21 protein-coding genes are annotated in these 24,380 nt (G+C 31.9%); all 21 read right to left on the bottom strand.

All coding sequences use genetic code 11. From position 1 onward, the window contains the following. Positions 1-60 precede the first annotated feature (60 nt). Positions 61-1,362 carry a 30S ribosomal protein S12 methylthiotransferase RimO gene (rimO, locus tag DRF60_RS04595; RefSeq protein WP_116010938.1) on the bottom strand — a complete coding sequence of 434 codons (1,302 nt, stop codon included), beginning with the start codon at positions 1,360-1,362 and terminating at the stop codon, positions 61-63. A 95-nt stretch (positions 1,363-1,457) separates the two neighbouring features. Then, positions 1,458-2,003 carry a dTDP-4-dehydrorhamnose 3,5-epimerase gene (gene rfbC, locus DRF60_RS04600; RefSeq protein WP_116010939.1) on the bottom strand — a complete coding sequence of 182 codons (546 nt, stop codon included), beginning with the start codon at positions 2,001-2,003 and terminating at the stop codon, positions 1,458-1,460. A 10-nt stretch (positions 2,004-2,013) separates the two neighbouring features. Next, on the bottom strand, positions 2,014-2,976 hold the full coding sequence (locus DRF60_RS04605; protein WP_116010940.1) for an MraY family glycosyltransferase: 963 nt from the start codon (positions 2,974-2,976) through the stop codon (positions 2,014-2,016). A gap of 4 nt (positions 2,977-2,980) precedes the next feature. Continuing rightward, positions 2,981-3,886: an NAD-dependent epimerase/dehydratase family protein gene (locus DRF60_RS04610; RefSeq protein ID WP_317125815.1), complete on the bottom strand. Its 906-nt coding sequence runs from the start codon at positions 3,884-3,886 to the stop codon at positions 2,981-2,983. After that, a complete protein-coding gene (locus DRF60_RS04615; RefSeq protein WP_116010941.1) occupies positions 3,883-4,911 on the bottom strand; it encodes a CgeB family protein in 1,029 nt (342 codons plus the stop codon). The genes DRF60_RS04610 and DRF60_RS04615 overlap by 4 nt, the downstream gene beginning before the upstream one ends. Further along, positions 4,912-6,198: a glycosyl hydrolase family 28-related protein gene (locus DRF60_RS04620; protein ID WP_157967925.1), complete on the bottom strand. Its 1,287-nt coding sequence runs from the start codon at positions 6,196-6,198 to the stop codon at positions 4,912-4,914. A 6-nt stretch (positions 6,199-6,204) separates the two neighbouring features. After that, positions 6,205-7,338, bottom strand: coding sequence for an NAD-dependent epimerase/dehydratase family protein (locus DRF60_RS04625; protein WP_116010943.1), 1,134 nt, complete (start codon positions 7,336-7,338; stop codon positions 6,205-6,207). 12 nt (positions 7,339-7,350) lie between these two features. Continuing rightward, on the bottom strand, positions 7,351-7,956 hold the full coding sequence (locus DRF60_RS21825; RefSeq protein ID WP_317125816.1) for an LbetaH domain-containing protein: 606 nt from the start codon (positions 7,954-7,956) through the stop codon (positions 7,351-7,353). After that, positions 7,943-9,034 (bottom strand): glycosyltransferase family 4 protein, encoded by a 1,092-nt coding sequence (locus tag DRF60_RS04635; protein ID WP_116010944.1) that lies wholly within the window; start codon positions 9,032-9,034, stop codon positions 7,943-7,945. Before DRF60_RS04635 ends, DRF60_RS21825 begins: the two co-directional genes overlap by 14 nt. Then, positions 9,031-10,359, bottom strand: a complete 1,329-nt coding sequence (locus DRF60_RS04640; RefSeq protein ID WP_116010945.1) for an O-antigen polymerase — start codon at positions 10,357-10,359, stop codon at positions 9,031-9,033. Before DRF60_RS04640 ends, DRF60_RS04635 begins: the two co-directional genes overlap by 4 nt. Continuing rightward, positions 10,356-11,228 (bottom strand): glycosyltransferase family 2 protein, encoded by an 873-nt coding sequence (locus DRF60_RS04645; RefSeq protein WP_116010946.1) that lies wholly within the window; start codon positions 11,226-11,228, stop codon positions 10,356-10,358. The genes DRF60_RS04640 and DRF60_RS04645 overlap by 4 nt, the downstream gene beginning before the upstream one ends. Further along, a complete protein-coding gene (locus tag DRF60_RS04650) occupies positions 11,207-12,259 on the bottom strand; it encodes a glycosyltransferase family 2 protein (RefSeq protein ID WP_116010947.1) in 1,053 nt (350 codons plus the stop codon). The genes DRF60_RS04645 and DRF60_RS04650 overlap by 22 nt, the downstream gene beginning before the upstream one ends. Beyond that, a complete protein-coding gene (locus DRF60_RS04655) occupies positions 12,246-13,694 on the bottom strand; it encodes a flippase (RefSeq protein ID WP_116010948.1) in 1,449 nt (482 codons plus the stop codon). The genes DRF60_RS04650 and DRF60_RS04655 overlap by 14 nt, the downstream gene beginning before the upstream one ends. Before the next feature lie 15 nt (positions 13,695-13,709). Then, complete coding sequence (locus DRF60_RS04660; protein ID WP_167443704.1) at positions 13,710-14,708, bottom strand: mannose-1-phosphate guanylyltransferase; 999 nt, start codon at positions 14,706-14,708, stop codon at positions 13,710-13,712. Further along, the gene (locus tag DRF60_RS04665) at positions 14,708-17,068 is read right to left on the bottom strand and encodes a GumC family protein (protein ID WP_116010950.1); all 2,361 of its coding nucleotides are present in this window, start codon (positions 17,066-17,068) and stop codon (positions 14,708-14,710) included. Before DRF60_RS04665 ends, DRF60_RS04660 begins: the two co-directional genes overlap by 1 nt. A gap of 73 nt (positions 17,069-17,141) precedes the next feature. Continuing rightward, a complete protein-coding gene (locus DRF60_RS04670) occupies positions 17,142-18,443 on the bottom strand; it encodes a nucleotide sugar dehydrogenase (protein WP_185144570.1) in 1,302 nt (433 codons plus the stop codon). 69 nt (positions 18,444-18,512) lie between these two features. Further along, positions 18,513-19,331, bottom strand: a complete 819-nt coding sequence (locus DRF60_RS04675; RefSeq protein ID WP_116010951.1) for a polysaccharide biosynthesis/export family protein — start codon at positions 19,329-19,331, stop codon at positions 18,513-18,515. Positions 19,332-19,368: 37 nt separating this feature from the next. Next, positions 19,369-21,297 carry a polysaccharide biosynthesis protein gene (locus DRF60_RS04680; RefSeq protein WP_116010952.1) on the bottom strand — a complete coding sequence of 643 codons (1,929 nt, stop codon included), beginning with the start codon at positions 21,295-21,297 and terminating at the stop codon, positions 19,369-19,371. A gap of 116 nt (positions 21,298-21,413) precedes the next feature. Continuing rightward, a complete protein-coding gene (locus DRF60_RS04685; protein ID WP_116011087.1) occupies positions 21,414-22,505 on the bottom strand; it encodes an aminotransferase class I/II-fold pyridoxal phosphate-dependent enzyme in 1,092 nt (363 codons plus the stop codon). Between the two features lie 44 nt (positions 22,506-22,549). Beyond that, positions 22,550-23,014, bottom strand: a complete 465-nt coding sequence (locus tag DRF60_RS04690) for a regulatory protein RecX (RefSeq protein WP_116010953.1) — start codon at positions 23,012-23,014, stop codon at positions 22,550-22,552. 60 nt (positions 23,015-23,074) lie between these two features. Beyond that, the gene (glyA, locus tag DRF60_RS04695) at positions 23,075-24,340 is read right to left on the bottom strand and encodes a serine hydroxymethyltransferase (protein WP_116010954.1); all 1,266 of its coding nucleotides are present in this window, start codon (positions 24,338-24,340) and stop codon (positions 23,075-23,077) included. Positions 24,341-24,380: the final 40 nt, after the last annotated feature.

The raw sequence follows: 24,380 nt of genomic DNA on the forward strand, positions 1-24,380 counted from the left end.
ATTAATATTTTTAATTATATACGAAAACTATATAATTATAATTTCAATAGAAACAGATTGTTAGATTAATTCTGCATACAGGTCAAATTCTTCTGCTGAAGTAATTTTCACTTCAGCAAATTCTCCTATAGAAATGTAAGTTTCATCTGCTGAGACTAAAACTGTATTATCTACATCGGGTGAATCAAACTCTGTCCTACCGATGAAAAAATTCCCTTCTTTTCTATCAAATATACATCTGAATGTTTTCCCGATCTTCTCCTGGTTCTTCTCCCAAGAAATCTGTGATTGGAGCTCCATGATCTCTTCTACCCTGGCTTCTTTTACTTCCTGAGGAATATCATCCTCCAATACATAAGCTCCAGTATTTTCTTCATGAGAATAGGTAAAGCATCCAAGCCTGTCAAACTTTTGCTCTCTTACCCAATCTTTCAGTTCCTGGAACCTTTCTTCAGTTTCTCCTGGATATCCTACAATCAAAGTAGTCCTAACAGCCATATCCGGAACTTTTTCTCTAAACTTAGCTAATAATGCATTGGTTTTTTCATGGGTAGTTCCTCGTTTCATTGATTTCAAAAGATCAGAGTTAATATGCTGAAGAGGAATATCAATATAATTGCAGACTTTAGGTTCTTCACGGATAATATCAAGAACATCTTCTGGAAAACCGCTTGGGAAAGCATAATGAAGACGAATCCACTCTATACCTTCAACTTTCGCCAATTCTTTTAAAAGTTCTCCAAGCGCTCGTTTTTTATAAAGATCAAGACCATAATAAGTAAGGTCCTGGGCAATAAGGATGATCTCCTTTGTTCCCTTTTTTGCTAGTTTTTGAGCTTCCAAAACCAGTTTTTCGATAGGTGTAGATATGTGCCCACCTCTCATTAAAGGAATTGCACAGAAAGAACATGGCCGGTCACAGCCTTCTGAAATCTTCAGGTATGCATAATGTTTGGGAGTTGTTGTGAGTCTCTCTCCTACCAGTTCGTGTTTGTAATCTGCACCAAGGTGCTTTAGGAGAATAGGGAGATCTCTTGTTCCGAAATACTGATCTACATCCGGAATTTCTTTAATAAGATCCGGCTTGTATCTTTCGGACAGACAACCTGTAACAAAAACTTTTTCGACTTCACCTCTGTTTTTTGCGTCTACATAATCAAGAATTGTATTAATCGATTCTTCTTTGGCATTATCAATAAATCCGCATGTATTGATCACTACAATATCTCCGCGGTCTTCGTGAACCACTTCTTTTCCATTTGCTTTCAGCTGGCTCATTAATACTTCAGAATCATATACATTCTTGGAGCATCCTAGCGTAACCACATTGATTTTCTTCTTCCCTACAGATTTTGTGCGCATCGTTTTGATTTTGAGTGTGCAAAGATACAAAATAATAAAAGAGTTAGGCTCAAAAAATAAAAACCAACTTAGGAAATTGGTTTTCAAAGCTTTATTTAAAAATTCCGTTCAGAGAATTTGGGTAACAATTTATCTTTTTCAGAGAGAATAATTGCTTCAACTGGCAATTTCCAATCGATATTTAAATCAGGATCGTTCCATATAACGCTTCCCTCAGAATCTTTATTGTAAAAGTTATCGCATTTATATGAGAAAATAGCCGTTTCACTTAAAACCGAAAAGCCATGTCCGAAACCACGGGGTACATAAAGCTGAAGCTTATTCTCCGGTGTAAGTTCAACTCCGAACCATTCTCCAAATGTTGCCGAATCTTTTCTCAGATCAACTGCCACATCAAAAACTCTTCCTTCCAGGCATGACACCAGTTTGGCCTGGGCATGTTCTCCTTTCTGTAAATGGACTCCTCTGAGCACACCATATGAAGATTTTGAAATGTTATCCTGAACAAAATGACCGTTCATTCCCGTTAGTTCCTCAAATTTCTTTTCATTGAATTTTTCAAAGAAGTATCCTCTTTCATCTTCGAAGATAGTCGGTTCTATAATATAACAATCTTTTAAAGATGTTTCTTTAATTTTCATTTTTGTATTTTTATAAATTATGTTCTTTTTTAAGTTTCCATTTTAGTCCCAGATAGATTCCTCCTAAGGGAATAAATATAATCAAAATTATAAACCAAATTGGAAGTTGTGAATACATTAAAAATATATTAATTAATAATTGACAGGCAGCATACACAGAGCTTATTACTAAGTGTGAAACTTTCTTTTCGTTAGCAAAAAGCTGATATAGGTGTCTTCTATGGGCTTCAAAAATATTCTCTTTCAACAATATCCTTTCTATAATTGTAAGGACTACTTCCATTCCATAAATTGAAAGTAACAGAATGTATTTATACTCTCCTGTTCTCATGATAAGGAGAGTAATGAGACCTATTACCCAAAAGCCGATTCCCATACTCCCAACATCCCCTGCAAAACATTTTGCTTTTTTTCTAAAATTGAAAAAAAGAAAAACAAGACAGGCTAAAACGGGATACATAATAAAATCCATATCTGTAAACTCAACAATGGCTTTATTGATATAAGCCAGAGATAAAAGAGTAACAAGGCTATATACACCTGTCATACCATTAATTCCATCCATAAAATTGTAGGCATTAAGAGTTCCAATTATTAAAACAAATAAAATCGGCCAGATCCAAAACGGCATTAGAATAAAAGCACCCGTAAAATATAAAAGAAGCATAACGGAAATAAAATGAACAGAAAGCCTGATTTTATTAGATAAGGTTATTACGTCATCAATAAAACTAATCGTACAGATTGCAAGAAGTCCCAGGCCGAAAGACCAATAATGCTCAGCAACCATATGCATATTAAAGCAGCAAAAAACAATAAATGCAATAGGAAAGATAATTCCCCCTCCTCTTAGAGTAACCTGTGTATGTGCACTTCTATGGTTGGGCTTATCAATGATATTATATTGATCCGCAATTCTGAAATATATCAGTATTGAAATAAGGAGGATGACAGTGACAAGAATATATTCCATTACTTTAACTGAAGCTTTTTATTGTTTTTTCAAGGCCTTGCTGTGATGAAACAGGAAGATCTGTAATTTTTAATATGTTTTTTATCTTTTCATTTGAAACCAAAAGACTGCCTGTCATCTTTTTCAATCGTTTCGTATTAATTGGAAGAGGTACAATATCTCCGGCTTTTGCAATTCCTTGTATAAATATTTTAGGGACAGATAAATTGAGTGTTTTTTTATTTGTGACCTTTTTTATAATGCTTATGATATCCTTGGTTGAAACAGGTTCATTATCACAGATATGATAAATTCCCGTTTCAATTTCATTTTCGTTTTTAATAATTTCCGATATAAAAAAATTGAAATTATCAACGGACAAAAACGATCTACTGTTCTCAAAAGATGCCAGCGGATATGGAAGTCCTTTCGAAATTATTTTATAAAGTAATCCTAAGTTGCCTTTATCTCCAGGACCATGAATCATTGGAGGTCTCAAGATAATCACTTTTTTATTTTTTGGAAGTATTTGTTTTAACAGCCATTCCTCTGCCTGCCTTTTAGTCTTACCATATATGGAAAACGGATTACAGATAGATTCCTCTTCCAATGGTTTTTCAGATTCAAATTCTTCTACAACAGCAATAGAGCTCACATGAATAAGCAGTCTGGCATCCGATTTAAAAAAAATATCAAATATTTCTTTTACCAATTCCACATTGGCAAAAAAATAATCTTCTTCAGACGCAGTTCCTTTATGATCATGTGCCTTGCCCACAAGATTAATCATAATATCCACCAAGCCTACATCTTCCCTCCAAGAAATATCCCTTAATGAGACAGCCTTAATTTCTGCATCAATCAATCTTGATTTCATGAGATTTTTTCCTACAAAACCGGAACCTCCAAAAACGGCTACATTCATAATCATTGTTCTAAAACCTGCTCCCAGTGTTTAATAGATGAAAGACCGAATACTTCATTTATCCATCCCCTTAAAGACATGCTTTCTCTAATTTCAGAATTCATTTCTTTAAAATCGGTCAGGAAAAAACTTATGTCAAATTTTATTGCTTCTCTTTCTATGATATAGATATTCTGCGGATCATAAAAAGGATATTTTTTTATTTTAGGATTGGTGGTAATTAATTTTCTACCGGCACCTAATGTTTCAAAGGTTCTCATTGTAAGACCGTCCTGTCCCGGATGGTTGATATCCAAAATCACTTTTGTATTCCTGTAAACATCAATAATTTCGTTATGAGAAAGACTATTGAATGATATATCTTTATAATCGAAGTTTTTAAAATTCTTATCTGTTGCTTTTTTATATTTAAAAAGAAGCTTGCTGGGAGAATAGTAAAATGTAAACATTTTTAATTGATGTCCATTACACCATGATTTAGCTTTTTCACTAATTAAATAACGGTCTGAGTGTGCCGTTCCAATAAAAGCCAGATCATTCTGAAACTCTTTATTCTTTCCGTATAGATTTCCATAGTCCTGTGCAAAAAACAAAGGCCTGAAATTCATTTGATACTGAACTGCATCCTGACTGTCAAAAGTAAATTTAGCATCAAAATAACTTAAAATATCCAATCCATTCGAATTATTCTTGAATGAGTCATAGGTATAAAAAATAAATTTGATCCCCGGATTATTGGCCTTTAAAAAATCAAGAAAAAACTTTGGTGTGGCTTCTCCTTTTATCAAAAGGAAATAGTCATACTTTTCATCTCTTATCTTTTCAATGACCTCGTTAAAATACTGATTGATTTTAACGGAATACATTTCTTTTTTTATACGGATAATCGCTTTGCTGAAAAATGAATTGGAAGGCCGTTCATCAAACAAGCTCACAGAAGCACTCATTTTTTCAAGCTTATGCTTGATGAGAACTTCGTAATTAAAAAATTTAACCGAAATTAAAAGTATGTTTTTTCCTTTTAAATTCATTTATCTATAATTATTAGTTTGTGGAATTTCTATATTCTTAGAATCAACAATAATACTCTTATTTGGATAATAAATATAATTATCTTTAAAAAGCATACCTCCTGATTTATCAACTTGCAATGCTACTACGTTTGGTGTATTTCTATAATCTAAAAATTTATTATTTGTAATAATTGATCTAGAATTAGGGATCACCTTTATTACGGCATTTACGTTATTAAGGCCTGCACAATCTATAAAATCATTATTTAATATACTCCAGTCGTAAGCTCCATTTTTAATTATTACAGCTTCCTGATTTATTCCTTTAACAATATTACCAATTATCTTGATATTATTGCTGTTCTCACCTACAACGAAGTTTTTTGTATAAGAATTTTTATTATAATAGGTATAGCGGCCAAGAAAATTTGAATTACTAATAATAATTTCATCGCAATTATTTAAATAAAAGAAACTATTAATACTTTTTGTATCTGTCGCATGCACAAAAAAAGAATTTGTAATCTGAATCTGCTGAACTCTTTTAATTGTGTTGCCTTCAATTCTTATCTGGTAAGCTTCCCGACCATTATTATTAAATAGTTCCCCAATATATGCATTTGTAATAGATGTATTTTGATGTCCTGTTTTTTCATCTAATGGTTTTAAAAGAAGTAAACATTCACTTGCACTATTTAGCCAAATATTGGAGAGTCTGTTTCCACCTGCAACGATTTTAAGACAAACATCTCCTCCAGTAATTTCAGTATTAGTAATAGTGCTGTCTGAGAATAACTCTACACCAACTTTATTTTTATAAAAAAACGAATTACTAATCCTGAGCAAACCTTGCCGCGATTTCAGACCAATAGTTTGGAAATTGTAGAAGCCAACATTATCAATAATCAATCCCCCACCAAATGTTCCATCAATACCCATTCCCCCTATATTATTGCCATCGAACCGTAAATTAGAAATTTTCACCCAATCACACCCGTCTACAAACTTCAATATAGGCTCATTTCCTATTGATTTTAGTACTGTTCCTACATCATTGTGCCAATGATTAAAACCAACACCTTCCATACTTAAACCTTTAAAGTTATAAGGAACAACTAAAGTTCTCACTAAATAAACTCCTTGTTCAAAACGTATTGGCTTACCACTATTTAATGCACTCTGGATAGCTTTAGTATCATCAGTAACACCATCTCCCTTGGCATTAAATTCTTTCACCGACAAAATTTGTCCGGATAATCCTATTGAATTTAAAAATAAAATAAGAATTAAGGCAATTGTTTTCAAAATAATCTATTTATATAAACCTTTAGCTTTCATCTCATCAATTGACTTTTGGTATTGGTCTTCCTGCACTTCCTGAGTATTTACCCATTCTGTGAATTTCTTTAGCCCTTCCTCAAAACTTACCTTCGGCTCAAATCCTAATAAAGAATTAATTTTCGTTAAATCAGCGTAATTGTGACGAATATCTCCTAAACGATAATTTCCTGAAACCGTTATCGGAACATCAACACCGTAGTTTTTGATTAGACCATTGGCCACTTCCAGAACATTAGTTGCAACACCAGTTCCTACATTGAAAACATGATTGTCAGCTTCCTCTTTCTCCAAACCTAAAATAGTAGCATCTACCACATCATCAATAAAAACAAAATCTCTGGTTTCTTTTCCGTCTTCGAAAATGTTGATCCCGTTACCGTTTTTAATTTGAGTCGAAAAAATAGAAAGAATTCCTGTATATGGGTTTTTCAAAGATTGGCCAGGCCCATAAACATTTTGGTAACGGAATGCAACACCAGCAATACCAATTGTAGGACAAACTGTAAGCACCATCTGTTCCTGGTTTTGTTTTGTAATACCATAAACAGATGAAGGATGAATTTTTGAAGTTTCATCTGTTCCTACCAAAGTAAGAGCAGAAGAACCAGGATATTTCACTTCGAAATCACCTTTATCCATATAATCTGCAGTACGCTGTGTCGGATAGACTGCACCGAGCTCTTGACTGATGTACTTACCTTCTCCATAAATAGAACGGGAAGAAGCCACCACTACTTTTTTAATATTATGTTTTGTATTGACCAATAAATCTAAAAGAATAGCAGTTCCACCAATATTAACATCAATATATTTTTTTACTTCGTACATAGATTGTCCCGTACCGGTTTCGGCAGCATAATGGATGATAGCATCCTGACCTTCTAAAGCTTTTTTCCAATCTTCCTCACTGGTTACTGAACCTAAAATAAATTTAACCTTATCTTTAATGCTAAGATACAAAGGGGAAGTTTCGGCAGGATTATCACCATGTATTTGCGGCGAAAGGTTATCCAAAACCGTAATATTATAACCTTTATCAATCAGTTTTAACGCTAAATTAGAGCCTATAAAACCGGCTCCACCTGTAATTAATATATTTTTCATAATTTGTATTTATTAATCATTATATTTTTCCCAACGTTGAGTTTCAAAATTATATTTTTTTATTGGTTTCGCAGGAGTCCCCACCGCAATAACATTTGCAGGTAAACTTTTTGAAACTACCGAGTTGGCTCCTACAATTGTACCCTTTCCTATAACTACTCCGGGTAAGACAGAAACAAATTCACCTAACCAAACATTATCTTCAATGATAACTGGTTTTGAAAATAATTTTCTATCATGCGGAATTGAATCTGGAGAAGAATCATTTTCATTTCCCGCATAGCTTCCATGTGAACAGTCTGACACATAAATTTTACTCGCAAATAAGACATTGTTCCCTATTTCCACTTTTTCCATTGCTGTTATATGAACATAATCGTTCATCTGAAAATTCTCGCCAAAGAATAAAGTGGGTTGCTTATTTTCCGGATATGCCTCTATCCTGCATCCTACACCTGTTGTAAAACCTTTTGAAACTTTAATAAACTTTTTACCACGAATATCGATTGGGAAACGAACGATACGAGCATCTGAAAAGGTAAATTTAGTTCTAATCAGATTCAAAGTCATTTTGCATAATCCCCAAAAACCGTATTGTGTCAGCTTACCTCCCATCATACAATTCTTTATAAAATTCCAAATATTTCAAATAAGTTTTATCCCAGTCAAATTTAGGAAATTGCAAAATTCCTTTTTGAATTAATTCTCTTCTAAATAATTCATCCTCTAATTTCAAAATACCATCAGCCATCAAATTCTCATTGATATCATCATACAATACGGCTGCATCTCCAACGACTTCCGGTATTGAAGAGTTTTTACTTGCAATAACCGGGCAATGTGTTTTCATAGCCTCCACTAGCGGAATACCAAATCCTTCGTATGATGATGGATATAGAAGCACGAAGGCTTTATTATATAAAAAATTCAGATCCTCATTATTTAGTCTAGAAACCTGAATATATTGTGTTCCCAATAAAGATTCAACGTACAATTTTTCATCATCATTAAATGGCTCTCCTATAATTACTAGTTTATATTTATCCTTAACTTTCGCAGCAGTTTTAACTGCTATAGGAAAATTTTTATACTCTGTTCTGTGGCCTATGTAGAGTAAATATTTATAATTTTCAAGAATCGCGAATTTTGGGGTTTTCTGCGAAATTTCAAAATTCTCATTTATTTTGAAAAAGTCATTACTCACACCATTGTAAATAACTCTAATTTTTTTGGGATCTAAATTCGGAACAAAATGCAAAAGATCTTTTTTGGTATTTTCCGAAATACAAATAATACCATCAGAGTTCAAAACGGCATGTTTTTTTTGTTGCAAATTCACCCAACGGGCTAAACCGGTTCTAAATTTTTCAGTTGTAAAATCGTGTATCGTTGTTACATTGATCGCATATTTTGATCCTGAAATCCTAAAATAACTGGAATGAAATATACTCTTTTCCTGTATTGACTTCGTAAAGTTTAAATATCTCCTAATCTTTAAACTTAGAAAAGTTTCTTTTTCTACATTATGAAGTGAAAGTTCTCTTCTAAAAATATTATTATTGGGCTCTTTTTGTTCATAAAATACAGCATCCAATCTTTTGTCCGCACTGAACCTTTTTATAAGTTCAGTCCAATAAACCGAGCCTCCTCCAGAGTTTTGAAGTGAATATATGATATTATCGAATACGATTTTCATCTCATTTGAATTAATTTTATTATACCTGGTATTATAAGCAAAAATAATGAAACGAAAAAAAATTGATAGAAAAACGTGCCTGATTCTCCCCTACTTAGATCAAGAATCATGGTAAAAAAAATAAAATTTAAAACCTGATTCTTTTTATTCGCAACCTTATTAATTAAAAAGCCTAAAAATAAATAAAAGAAAAATGGACCTACATATCCAAAGTTTACAAATGCTTCCGTTACAGGAGTGTATGCAAATCCCATTGTATATCTACTTCCAAAATTTCTTTTGATAAATTGATCAGCAAGAGAATATGGTTTTTCAGGATAAATATTTCTAGGAATAAAAAAAATTATGGGATATAAATAGGATTCACCATATTTTAAATCTAATTGATTATTTTGATAATTTTTAACATCAAAACTTAATGTGTAAAATGGATAAACAAATTCGTTACTTTGTAAAGTATTAATGATATTCTGTTCATTTGAAACATTCGTTAATCCCGAGGATAAATTACTTCGAATTGTACCTAGGTACTGAAAAACTGATATTGCTATTAAGAGACCAACTAACAAAGAAAATGTAAATTTTATTTTACGAATATTGACAACCACCCAAAAAATACCTAAAATCATTGGCATAAAATCTCTTCTATTTCCTGCACTAAGTTGTAACAAAATATAATATATCAAAATTGCTATAACAAAATATCGAATTTTTTTTGGGATTTTCTTAAAATAGTAAATAAAATGTAAAAATATACCCGAGATGAGCAATCCAATCACAATGCTCCCCATTCCTCTTTCTTCGAATAAAGTTGAACGATCTTTTTCCAATACCGATGGATTAAAAAGAGCCCCTATAGAATAGAAAAAATACGTAACATAACCAATTAGAATAAGTAGTATAATTATAAGAAAAAGATTATATCCATTATTATTTTTATATTCCTTAATATTAGACTCGTACAATTTATCATATTGTTCTTTTTTATTAAAAGACCAACCTATTATATAGGCTGGAATTGCTGAAGCATAAATTATACTGGATATATAAACGTTATCTGATATTTCACCATTTAGTATTTTCTCTATCATAGCCTGAAAAATTCCATACAAAAAGAGAAATATAAGAAATATTAATGCATTTCCATTTGCTAATAAATAATCAACTCTATTTTTAATGACAAAAAAACCCAAAAACAAACTATAAAAAAATGCTAGAATTAATAATGTATCATTTTTATATACAACTAAAAACAAATAGCATATTATTAATACAAAGTACTGAAATATCCCAAAGGATGAAAGTAGCTTTTTGAATAGTATCATTTATTTAGTTTTAGTTTAGCAAATTCTTTACCTAGTTGCAATGCATTTTTTTCTACATTATAGTAACTTGCTTTTTTTCTATTCAGTGGATAATAGATAAAAGAAGCAATACGGCTAAGCCAAATTCTTTTTTTTAATTTAAGTCTAAAATCATGTTTTACACAAAGATATGCAGTTCCACATCGATATTTAAATACACGATTTAAAGAATTTTCATCACCTTTAGATAAAAGTACCTGAGGATGAAAAAATTGAATTCTCGGCGAATACATTATATTCAAGGAAGTATCTTCTGTGAGAATTCTGTACAACCAATCATATCCTTCTTCTGCTCCAAAGAAACACCCAGCTCCCATATTTTCATCAAAATTCCATTTTTTCAATATATCTATCTTACTTATTACAGTAGCTTCAACAAAACCTCCTAACATATTTCGTTGATTAAGAAAAGTTGATTCTTTTTTGAAATTTAAAACACTATCTATTCCTTTCTCATCAATACATTTTCCAAATACCATATCAAGATTATTATTTTCAATTTCTACAAAAGCATTTTGGTATGTATCGTGTAAAATTTTGCTATCATCATCTGGAAAACTTATAAATTTTCCCGAGGCTAACTTAACTCCTTGGTTTTTTGCTTTAGATAACCCTTTAAAAGAAACTATTTCATGAATAATTGGTAGCCTTTTATTGTATTTATTTATTATATTATCTAAAAAACACTTATCATTTTGATCAATAATGATTATCTCATATCGAAAATCCAGCTTAGCTTTTTCTATTGATCCCAATAGATTATCTAATTCTTCTGTACGACCCACTGTGGGTATTACTATTGATAATTTTATATTTTCTTGATCATCCATTTTATATTTTTAACATTTATTAGTATATTAATATTGTTTATAAAACTTATAGAAATACAACTTAAAGCTTTGATAATTTTTTTATTTTTAAATGCTTGTTTAAGCAAACTATAATAGCTGAAAATATAATACTGGGCCGTATATCTATTTACTTCTTCCCTCTCTTGTTTTGAGAGGTTATATTTGTTTAGATATAATACTCTAATTTGATTAATTTGTTTCAAGGAAGATATTATGTGACTTCGAGATAATACTTCCAAAGATATATCAAATTTAGAAAGTCTCCAAAAATCATAATTATCACACTTCCCAAACTCTTTACAAATAAATTCTGTAGCAATTCTAATATGACTTTCTATTTGTGAATGATTGTTTGACATTGACATGCCCATTTGATTTATCCTATATAGATATAATGATTCGTCAAGAATTCTAACATTTAGCTCTTCATTACAAATTAAATCTGAAAATAGTTTATAGTCTTCAGCAGCTTTATAATTCTCATTATAATTATTATCTGTGAGTAGTTTTTTTCTAACTAGTGAGGGTGCATGAGGAATTGGGGAATTGAAAAAAGTTACAAATTTTATTCCTAACTTAGTTTTCAATAGATCTAACCCATTCGTTTTAAGTGGACTACCATTCTCATCAATAAAGGTATAATTAGACGAAACAATGTCGGCATTATACTTGTCCTTCTCTTCTACTAGCTTTTGAATACGCTGAATATCAGATACATCATCCGAATCCATAAATAAAACATATTCATATTGTGAATAATTAATAAGCAAATTTCTTGTAGTGGTTACACCTAAGTTTTCTTTATTTGCAAATACCTTTATTCTCTCATCTTTTTCTGCATAGAGTTTTAAAATCTCTAATGTTTTATCACTTGAATAATCATCAATACATATAACCTCAAAATATGGATAAGTTTGATTGAGAATTGAATCTAATGCCGTATGGAGAAAACGTTCTACGTTATAACAGGGAATAACAACAGATATATAAGTATTATTATTTTTTCTCATTTTGATTTAGTTTTATTTTCAAAAATGGCTTGATGTAATAAATAATAATTGAATCCTTAATAATAAATATTTGAAACAATAAATAAAATACACCTGATATAAACATACCTAATAGTAACCGTTGTAATGTATTAATATCTGGGAGAAAATAATATATGGGGATAAAAAAACTACTAGCCACAAAAGTTTTAAATAGAAAAGATAAATGTAAATTAAATTTTTGTCTCCTATAAGCAAAATAGAACAATGATAGTGAAACAATTATTTCTGTAGTTAAAAATGCATATGTCGCCCCTAAATAACCTTTCGAAGGAATTAAAGAAAAATTGAGGATTAGACTTATAATAGTTCCTATAATAGTTGCTTTCAGAAAATCATTTTCTTTTTTTAAAGGCGTTAAAATGTTTAATGCAAATAAATTACTAAATGGAATTACAAAAATAAGAACAGAAAAAAATTTTAAAGAAAAAACAGCAGGTTCAAATGATTTCCCTCCTAAAACATCTATAAATTCTTTGGCATATAAATTAACCAAAATTGCAGCCGGTAAACCCATAAAAATATTAAAAATAACAATTTTACTAATTAGGTCTTGGAAAGCTTTTCTATCCTCAGTTACCATAATTGCTGTTTTTGATAATACAACAGTTGTAAGTGATGATACCAAAATTACAACTATATTAAAAACCCTAAAAGCTAAAGAAAAATATCCCACACCTTGTTCAGTACTTAAAAAACCCAATAAAATAGTAGTCATAGTAACATAAATACTAATCATAAATTTAGTAGTAAAGAAAGTAAGTAATGGAGATAAATGCTTCTTAAGATTTTTTATTGAAGGTAGTCTATACTCAATTGTCTTATTGATAAAAATAATATTTAAAATTGATGTTAAGACAAATGTTAAAACTGTAATAAAGTAATAAATAAGACCATCAGAAGCATCTTTTACAAAAAGAAAAACAGCTACTATACTGAGAATCTTTACTATAAGTGTTCTAACTGCTATAAATTTAAAATTTTCTGTGCCTTGAAAGAACCATTCTAATGAGAAAACGCCAACCAACACCTGAATACTCCCTATTAAATAATAAGTTTGATTAGCCTTAACAGTTGGATTAAAAAAAACAAAAAAAAAGTATACAATTAAAACGAAAACAGTCAAAATACTATTGATACTTATAAGTTCTGAGAAAGTTTCATTTAGATTTTGTTTTGAAACAAACTTCGCTTTTGAGATTTCTCGAACTCCATAAACAGAAATTCCTAACGCGGCAATTGTGATAAAATATTGAGCAAAATTATCAACAAGATTAAATATACCAACTGTTTTAGGGCCCAGAATTCTATTTGTATAGGGCATTACAATTAATGGAAACAATAATTGGCTTGTAAGAAGCAAAAAATTGAAAATATAGTTTTTAAAAACAGTCATTGAGAAATTTTAATTTTATAAAAGCTCTATTTTATCAACAAATAATTGCTCATACACGTCTTTTACTTTTTGCGATTTATCTTTTTTCAAAATCAATATTGCATCACTTGTAATGATAAGAATACTTTTTTTTATTCCTAAAAATTCTGTGTGAATATCTGTGCCAATTACCATATTACCATGTTTATCTATTGGCTTTCCATTAGCCTTCAGATAATCATAAAGAGACTCAAAGGACCCCATATCTGACCAATTGAAGTCAGATTTTACAACTTTTAACCGGGTTGTTTTTTCCATCACGGCATAGTCTACAGATATTGAGGGAATTTCCTTGCTTTCTTCCAGAGGAAGCTGATTATCATGTAATTTTTCAAATGCTTTTTTTGAGGTATCAAAAACCATTGGTTGATATTTTTTCAGCTCTTCTAAGAATACTTTAGCCTTAAAGCAGAACATTCCGGAATTCCAAAGAAAATTTCCACTATCGAGAAATTCCTGAGCCGTTTCTAAATTTGGTTTCTCTCTAAAGCTTACCACATCATTCCCCTTCACCTGAATATAGCCAAAACCAGTTTCCGGTCGCGTAGGAACCAATCCGAAAGTAATCAGGTAACCCTCTTTGGCTAATTGTATCGCTTCATTGATTGATTTTTCATACTCTACTTGGTTTTCAATCAAGTGATCTGACGGGGTAATCAATAAAATATCTTCATCGTCTGCCGCAAATGCAGCCAATGCTATTGCAGCAGCAGTATTTCTGGGTGTTGCCTCGATAATCTGCTGATACTGATCAATGTCAATTTCTGAAAGTGCTGTTTGCGACAGGAGACAATTATCAATATTACCAAGTATTAAAATATCATTAGACAGATTTTTATTTCTAAGTGCTGTAAGTTGAAATAAAGATTTATTACCAAAAATATTTAAATACTGTTTAGGCTTATTTTTTCGTGACAACGGCCAAAGACGGCTACCAACGCCTCCTGATAAAATTACATTAACGATTCTTGACATTATAATTTTTCTTTCATTTTTTCAAACCAACTTTTTGTATGGGCTCCGTAACCATAACCGTATTTGTTTCCGTATGCAAAATAATCTTTATTCACATCATTTAAAACAAAACCTACGTTTCTGATTTTTCCAGAGTCTATACTACTGTTAGCAAAATCTATTAGTGTTTTTTCTGTGTATCCTGATCTTGTTACGTATAAAGTAACATCGGCAGCTTCTGCAAAAAGGAATGTGTCAGTCACCAACATTAATGGTGCTGTATCTAAAATAATGTAATCATATTTACCCTTCAGTTCTTCCAACAGGGTTTCGTATCTCCCATTCGTTAAAAGCTCGGTAGGGTTTGGGGGGATACTACCAGAATAAATAACATCCAAATAAGGATTAAATGTAGATACATGAACAATATCCTTCAACTGGGTTTTTGGTTCGTATAAATACTCTGTAAGTCCTAGTAAACCTTTTCTGGCAGGATTATATCTTTGAAGTTGTGGGTTTCTGATATCAGAACCAATGATAATTACTTTTTTGCTTGGAGTAGCTAGAGTAAGTGCCAAATTAACTGATACAAAAGTCTTTCCTTCTCCTTTCACTGTAGATGTAACAAAAACGATTTTCGCATCTTTCTTTTTCGGTAACATAAAATTCATGTTGGTGATAAGAATTCTGAAAGATTCTGCTATTGGTGAAAGATCATTAACTTTTATAAGTTCATCTTCGCCTTTCTCTAAGCTTGGAATTTCACCTATTACAGATTTTCCATGAGAAAGTTTTTCTAAATCATGTTTAGTTTTAACTTTATTATTAAATAATTCTTTAAGATAAATAACAATAAAAGGCAAGAGAAGTCCCAATACTAATGCTGCTCCCAAAAAAAGAAGCTTTTTCGGGGCAACCGGTTTAGGGGAAGCATAAGCATAATCAACAATTCTTGCTTTATTAGCTGTTACAGCTAAGGAAATAGCTATCTCTTCTCGTTTCTGTAACAATAACAGATAAAGGTTTTCTTTTATCTGTTGCTGACGCTCAATGCTTCTAAACATTTTTTCCTGAGCAGGAATCTTTGTGATTTTTGAACTAATCTTATTTTGTTCTCCTTCGTATTGGTTTTTAGCTAACTGAATCCCAGTTTTATTTTTAATCAGGCTTTCCATTACAGAGCCTTTTAAAGATGAAATTTGCTTATTAAGATCTATAATCAGTGGGTTCTGAGGAGTTGCATTTTCTAACAATCGGTTTCTTTCCAATACCAACTGATTATATGCGGAAATATTAGCAGTGGCAGTAGTATTATTTAGACCAATATTTGTAGGCAAAACCTGACTGTTATTCTGCTTACCCATAAAATTGATCAATGCATTTGTCAATTCAAGCTGAGATTCCAGATCAATTTGCTTTGCCCGAGCTTCTGCCGAAGCTTCAAGATTAATTTTTGCCTCTGTTCCTAAATCTGTAATCTGATTATTAGATTTGAACTTTTCTTTTTCATTTTCTACCTGACCCAATTCATTTGATATAATATTGATCCTGTCATCTATAAAATCTTTTGTTTTTTTAGATTCAGAATTTTTATCTGAGATAGCATCATTATTATAGGCTTCTACTAATTTATTTATAATATCTTTAGCTTTAGAAATATTTGCATAATTCAAAGATAGTCCTATTACTGTTGCATCTTTATTTCGCAACGCCACATTCAGCATTCCCTGTATACTATTTACGGCATCGTCAATAGTTGAATAGGTCATATATAAATCTCCTACTTCTCCTGCTTCTAATTTATTGAACTTTGCATTTTTCAAAATTATAATATTGGCATAAGGAAGACTTATGACTTTATTAAAACGGGCTTTAATCTCAGGCAGCTCATCACTTGTTAATGTTATATTTTCTCCCGAAATTTCAATTGAAATTGGCTTTGTAGGCACTTTAGTAAAAGGCTTTTCATTAACTACTTCAATAGCTATGGGAGAGGTATTTTTATAAAGCTCTTTTTCTTTTAAACCATATTTTGTATAGATAGATGTTTGCAACCTTAGCTGTTTTACAACCTCTTGCATTAGTTTTTTAGATTTAAAAATTTGTATTTCATTATCAATACTATTTGTTCCCATTCCTCCCAATGTTGACAGATCTGATAATACACCAAAATCTCCAGCTGCAGAAGTTGCTTTTTTGGCATCTTTAATAAGTACCGATGATTGAATACTGTATATAGGTATAGCAAACCTTAAATAAAAATACGCTACAATTAAAGAAATTATAGGAACAATAATAAACCATAACCAATTTTTTAAATAAGGTTTAATTATTTCCTCAATATTAATTTTTTCTGATTCCTCAATAACTGGATTATCCATTATTTAGTTTTAAATTTTACAAGTTATTCTGTTATATATTAGCAACAGATATTGATTAGTTTATTATTCTAGATTATAGTCTTGCATCTACCAAACTTCTATCAATACAAGCTTTAGTATCAAAAATAACACTATTCTCTTTTTTCATTTTCTTATAGTCCAATGTAAGGAATTCCTTATGGGATACTGCAATGATAATAGAATCATATTTTTTATCATCCGGAATCCGATCTAAAATATCCACACCATATTCGTGTTTAACTTCCAGCTTATTAGCCCATGGATCAAAAATATCTACTTCTATTCCATATTCTTCCAATTCGTTATAGATATCAATTACTTTTGTATTTCTGATATCAGGACAATTTTCCTTAAATGTTATCCCTAAAATTAAAGTCTGTGAATTCTTAATAACTTTACTCTTTGATATTAATAATTTAACCACTTTCGAAGCTATAAACTTTGTAATCGAGTCATTTACTCTGCGTCCAGATAAAATAACCTCTGGATAATATCCTAACTGCTCTGCCTTATGAGCTAAATAATATGGATCTACAGAAATACAATGTCCGCCTACCAATCCGGGTTTGTATTTAAGAAAATTATATTTTGTACCTGCAGCTTCGAGAACATCATTAGTATCAATTCCCATTCTATCAAATATTAATGCTAACTCATTAACAAAAGAAATATTTACATCTCTTTGAGCATTTTCAATTGCTTTAGATGCTTCAGCTACCTTGATGCTTGATGCTTGATGAGTTCCTGCTATAATAATTTTTTTATATAAATTATCTATCTCATCAGCTATTTCCTTTGTGGACCCAGAAGTAACCTTTTTTACATTTGTTAAAGTATTTACTTTATCACCTGGATTAATTCTTTCAGGAGAATATCCCACAAAAAAATCTTCATTGAACTTTAACTCAGAATATTTTTCCAGCACAGGAACACATTCCTCTTCTGTACAACCAGGAAAAACAGTGGATTCAAATATTACTATATCACCTTTCTTTATAATTTCTCCAAGCATTTTTGAAGCTGAAATTAACGAGCTTAAATCAGGAGTTTTATACTTATCAATTGGTGTTGGCACAGTTACTATAAAAATATTGCAATCAGAAATATCATTCAATTCACTGGTCCCTTTATAACCTATCTCGCCATTTGAATCTTCATATTTTTTTAAACTCTCATTAAGTTTTTTTATATCTGCTTCAAGGGTTACATCAACGCCATTATTAAGTTGATCAATTCTTTCGGTATTAATATCAAATCCTAAAACCGGAAAATAAATTGAAAATTCTAAGGATAAAGGCAAACCAACATATCCCTGTCCAATAATTGCTATTTTATATGATCTAATCTCATTCATTTTGTGTTCTAATTGCTAAGATATCTTAAAAAATAAAGCATATTTACTTTAGATTATTAAGTTTCACTTCTATTTTTTTATTAAACTTACAACAACTGCAATCGCAGTTATTGCAATTGAAGCAGCTGTTAGGTATATTCCTGTGTTTGGATTTTGTTTGGATATTATATCTTTAGTATTATTAGCAGGAACTATAATTGCATCTCCTTGTTTTAGATTGTAGTATGGTGAATTAATCAAATTTGCATCCAATAAATTTACTTTTCCATGTGTAACATTACCGTTTTCTGTTCTAATAACTAAAACATCATCTCTTTTTCCATACACCGTCAAATCCCCGGCTAACCCTAATGCATTTAAAATAGTAGCCTGTCCATTTGAAATAGTATAGTCCCCTTGTCTATTTACTTCTCCAAGAACTGTAACTTTAAAATTGGTAAATCTTACATTCACAGTAGGATTAATTACATACTGTGTCATTTTATTTCTTAACTCCTCTTTGAAATCGACTAGTGTTTTATTTGATGTATTAAGTTTACCCAGTATTGGAAAATCTATATTACCCTCCGTGTCTACAATATAAGTAGGCCCTACTATAGTATTTGCACCTTGGTTAGGTGTATTACCTCCTGCGAGAGCATTCGTCTGAACAAGTTCTGATGAAGAATAGTTTTGATTAAACGGCCTTACAACATCCATATCTTTAGCTGTCACCAATATCACCAACTGATCACCACTTTGTATCGTATTATTAGAATTTCTGGAAGAAGACTCAACAGCTACCTTCTCTATGTTCTGCATATAATTCAGATCATTTTTTGCATTAGGGTTTGTTTTACACGAGACCAACCAAAATGCCATTAATACAACCAATATTTTACTTTTCATATTCCTTAAATTGTACAAATATACATTTATAATTTACTTATTTATCTAATTGTTCATACACAGAATTATTGCTCTTAAACTCCGGAACAATTGTTTTTAAAAGCTTGACTACATTTACTTTATCTTCCATTACAGAAGCATCCGTAATCAAGTTGATAAGGTTTTCTATTTCCAGAAATTCCATAGTCGGGTCCTTAGAAATCATGATTTTTTCATTATGGGTAGGAAGTGTTTTGGCATTATCGCTTAAAAGCTCTTCATACAGTTTTTCACCTGGCCTAAGACCTGTATATATTATCTTTATATCAATATTGGGTTCAAATCCGGATAATTTAATCATCCTTCTAGCAAGGTCAAGTATTTTTACCGGCTCTCCCATATCGAAGACAAATATTTCTCCTCCCTGCCCCATTGTTCCCGCATGAAGAACCAACTCACAGGCTTCCGGAATGGTCATAAAGTATCTTACAATATCCGGATGAGTAATAGTTACCGGACCTCCGGCTTCAATCTGCCTTTTAAAATGTGGAATAACTGAACCGTTTGATCCTAATACGTTTCCAAATCGGGTAGTAATAAATTTTGTTGTATTTCCTTCAACATGCTGTAATGACTGAACGAATAACTCAGCTGCCCTTTTGGAAGCACCCATTACATTGGTAGGATTTACAGCTTTATCTGTAGAAATCATTACAAATCTGTTGACTTTATAACGGCTTGATAAAACAGCAATATTTTTTGATCCTAAAACGTTGACACGGATAGCTTCATTAGGATTTTCCTCGACCAACGGAACATGCTTATAGGCAGCCGCATGGTACACCATTGAAAAATTGTAGGTTTGGAATATAGGTTCAACTCTATGTATAATAGAAACGTCGGCCAAAACAAATTTAAATCTGATATGAGGAAATTTTTCCTTCATTTCAAGTTCTACATCATATAGTGGTGTTTCAGCCTGATCCAGAACAACAATCAATGAAGGGTTGAACTGTGCTACCTGTCTTACGATTTCGCTTCCGATAGATCCTGCACCACCTGTTACCAGTATATTTTTATTAAAGTGCCTGCTTTTGACTTCTTCACTTTCTATTTTTATTGGTTTCCTGTTAAGTAAATCTTCAATCTGAAGATTTCGGATTGCTCCTCCCAAATCACTGTCTCTTAATTTTTGTACAGATGGCGCTTTGAATATGTTTAAGTCTTTTTCTAAAAATAAATTAACCCATGAGTTCATTTCATCTTTAGACATCATTTCTTTTACAATAATGACTCCGTCGATAATGAGATCCTCTTTTGTAGCTTCCTCTATTCTTTTTTTCTCATAAATAGGTTTCCCTAATAAAGAAGCTCTTTTGGAGTCTGTTCTCTGCGTAAGAAAGCCTACCACCTGATAAGGTAAACTCGGGTTATCCAGAATAGCGCGGGCTATAGCAATAGATTGTTCATCAATACCAAGTACCAAAATTCTTTTCTTAAGAGTGCTCCTTCTATACTCTCTTACAATATGGAAAAACTCTTTCACATACAGTCTGAAAAGGAACAGTCCCATAAAAGAAATAATAAAATACAGTATAAGGAATGGTGTCAGTATAAACTTCCCACCTGTAAACCAAAAATAGATAAGATTGACCAATCCTACTACTGTCATAGTACAGAAGCAGGAAATCAGCAGTTTGAAAAGATCAATAAACGTAGAGTGCCTTATAATTCCTGCATAGGTTTTGAAAAAATACATGAAAATTGTATTTATCAAAATAATAAAGGCAAAAACAATGCTTTTATCTTCATGATAAATAAACTCTTTCTGGGTAATTTTTTCAATAGTATAAGTAGAAAGAAATAAAGACATCACCAGAATAATAATATCTATTACAAGTATTATCCATCTGGGAAGATATCTTACGTCTGAGAGATTGACAACATTATCACCTCCGAATATTTTTTTTCTAAGAGAGTTGTACATTGTCTGTAATTGTGTTCATGTTTAATAAGTTAACCCCTGCTTTCATTAATATTAATTCTTAAGAATGGATACAAAAATAAAATAAAATCCTATCTATCCTTAAATTTTAAACAAATTTAGTGAATTTCATTTTCTAAAACTTCAGAAATTCTAGATATGTAATCATTTGTTAAATTGGTCCCTGACGGGAGGCAAAGTCCTGTGTCAAAAAGTGTACCAGATAAGTTATTTCCAAAAAACTTACACTTTTTATATAGGGGCTGAAGATGCATTGGTTTCCATAGATATCTGGTTTCTATATCATTCTGGGTAAATATCTCTCTAAGCTTTTCTTTCGAAAGTTCATTTTTTAAAATTACAGTATTAAGCCAATAGTTTGAGAAAAAGTCATTGTTTGGGGCAGAAAACAGTTCAATATTTTCACTATTTTTCACCAGTTCTTGATAAAAATCATGATTTTTTCTCTTTTGTTTGATTTTTTCGTCTAGTGTCTCCATCTGTCCTCTTCCTATCCCTGCTGCAATATTATCCATCCTGTAATTATATCCTAATTCAGAATGACTGTAAAATTCTGCTTTATCTTTGGCTTGTGTTGCAAGGATAAATGCTCTGCTTTTGAAATGTGGATTTCTTGAGATCAAAATTCCGCCACCGCCAGTGGTAATAATTTTGTTACCATTAAAACTTATAACAGAAAGGTCTCCGAAAGTTCCGCAGGGCTGCCCTTTATATTGACTACCCAGTGCTTCTGCACTGTCTTCAACAATAGGAATTTCATATTTTTTTGAGATCTGGAGTATTTCTTCCGCCATAAAGGGCATTCCATATAAGGATACTGCAATAATAGCTTTAGGCTTTTTTCCCTGCTGAATACAATATTTTATAGCATCTTCCAGAGCATTGGGACACAAATTCCAGGTTTGGCTTTCGCTATCTACGAATACAGGAACGGCTTTAAGGTAAAGAATGGGATTGGCAGAGGCTACAAAGGTAAAAGACTGGCAGATTACAAAATCACATTCTTCTACATTTAACAATCTTAATGCTAAATGAATAGCTGCAGTACCGGAAGACAAAGCCGTGACAAATGAATTGTTGCCTAAGTAATTTTCCAGGTTCTTTTCAAATTCATCTATGTTAGAGCCATACTGTGAAATCCAGTTGCTATCAAATGCGTTGTGTATATATTCAAGCTCATTTCCTCCCATATGAGGAGGTGAGAGCCAAATTTTTTCTTTTTTCAATTATCTATTCATGTTTCGTCAAAAGTATCATTTATTTTTTCATATTCAAAGCCTCTGCTCATTAAATATTTTATTGTTTTAGATTTTTTCTGATATTCCTGCATTCCTTTTTGTCTGGAATAATAGTCTTCGAATATTTTTCTGATCATTTTTTCATAATCATCTTCATCTATTTCATCAAAACAGCTGTTGATAAGCTTTTCTGAGATCTGCTTCTGTTTAAGATGCATTCTGATCTTATTCCTACCCCAGTGCTTGATATAAAACTTTCCCCTGATGTAGCTGCGTGTAAATCTTTCTTCATTGAGATAGTTCTCTTTCAGAAGGTACAGGATAATTTCATCTTTTGCTTCATCAATCAGCAAAAACTCTTTCATTTTTTGCTCAACCTCCGCGTGACAACGGTCCTGATAAACACAGTAGTTTACCAGTTTCAGCTTTATTTCATCAAAGGTGAAAGATTTCTTCTCCATAATAGATATGAAAAAGAATGGACAGAGTGCCCATTCTTTATTATACTGTTTTAAATCAAATTAATAGTTAAACAGAGCTCTGCCTTCCATCAGTTCATTTACTTTCTTTCTGACTGAAGTGATAACTTCTTCATTTTTGATATTGTCAACCACTTCAGAAATTAGTCCTGCAATAGTATCCATATCATTTTCTTTAAGACCTCTTGTCGTGATCGCTGCTGTTCCCAGTCTGATGCCGGAAGTTGTGAACGGCGATTTGTCATCAAAAGGAACCATGTTTTTGTTACAAGTAATATCTGCAAGCACCAATGCCTTTTCTGTTTCTTTTCCGTTTACATTCTTATTTCTAAGGTCCACCAGCATTAAGTGGTTATCTGTGCCACCGCTTACAATATCGAAGCCTCTGTCTGTCATTGCTTTTGACAATGCCTGTGCATTGGCTTTAACCTGCTTGGCATAAATCTCGAACTGCCCATCCAATGCCTCACCGAAAGCAACTGCTTTACCTGCAATAACATGTTCCAGCGGTCCACCCTGAATTCCAGGAAAAACAGCTCCGTCCAATACCTGGCTCATCATTTTTGTTTCTCCTTTCGGTGTTTTGTGGCCATATGTATTTTCGAAATCTTTACCCATCATGATCATCCCTCCTCTTGGACCTCTTAAAGTCTTGTGGGTAGTAGTCGTCACAACATGACAATGTTCGAATGGAGAATTTAATAGTCCTTTTGCCACCAAACCAGCCGGGTGAGCGATATCTGCCCAAAGTGTAGCCCCGATTTCATCTGCAACCTCTCTGAATTTAGCATAATCAAGATCTCTTGAATAGGCTGAAAAACCTGCGATAAGCATTTTAGGTCTTTCTCTCAAAGCAACCTCTCTCATCTGATCATAATCAATAAGTCCTGTTTCTTTCTGAACACCGTAAGAAACCACCTGATACTGAATTCCTGAGAAATTAACTCCTGAACCATGAGTAAGGTGCCCTCCCATTGAAAGATCCATTCCCATAATTTTGTCTCCTGCTTTCAAAACTGCAAGATAAACGGCAGCATTAGCCTGAGACCCAGAATGCGGCTGTACGTTAACATAGTCAACACCGAAAAGTTCTTTTGCTCTGTTGATGGCTAATGTTTCAACCTCATCTACTACTTCACAGCCTCCGTAATATCTTTTTCCGGGATATCCTTCAGCATATTTGTTGGTCAGTACACTTCCCATTGCTTTCATTACATTCTCAGAAACAAAGTTTTCTGATGCAATAAGCTCTAATCCATGGGATTGTCTTTGTCTCTCTTTTTCAATCAGGTCGAAAATAATGTCCATTTTACTTTTAGTTTTTGAAATTTTTCACCCCAAATGTACG

The organism is Chryseobacterium elymi (assembly GCF_003385495.1).
Taxonomy (GTDB): Bacteria; Bacteroidota; Bacteroidia; order Flavobacteriales; family Weeksellaceae; genus Chryseobacterium; species Chryseobacterium elymi.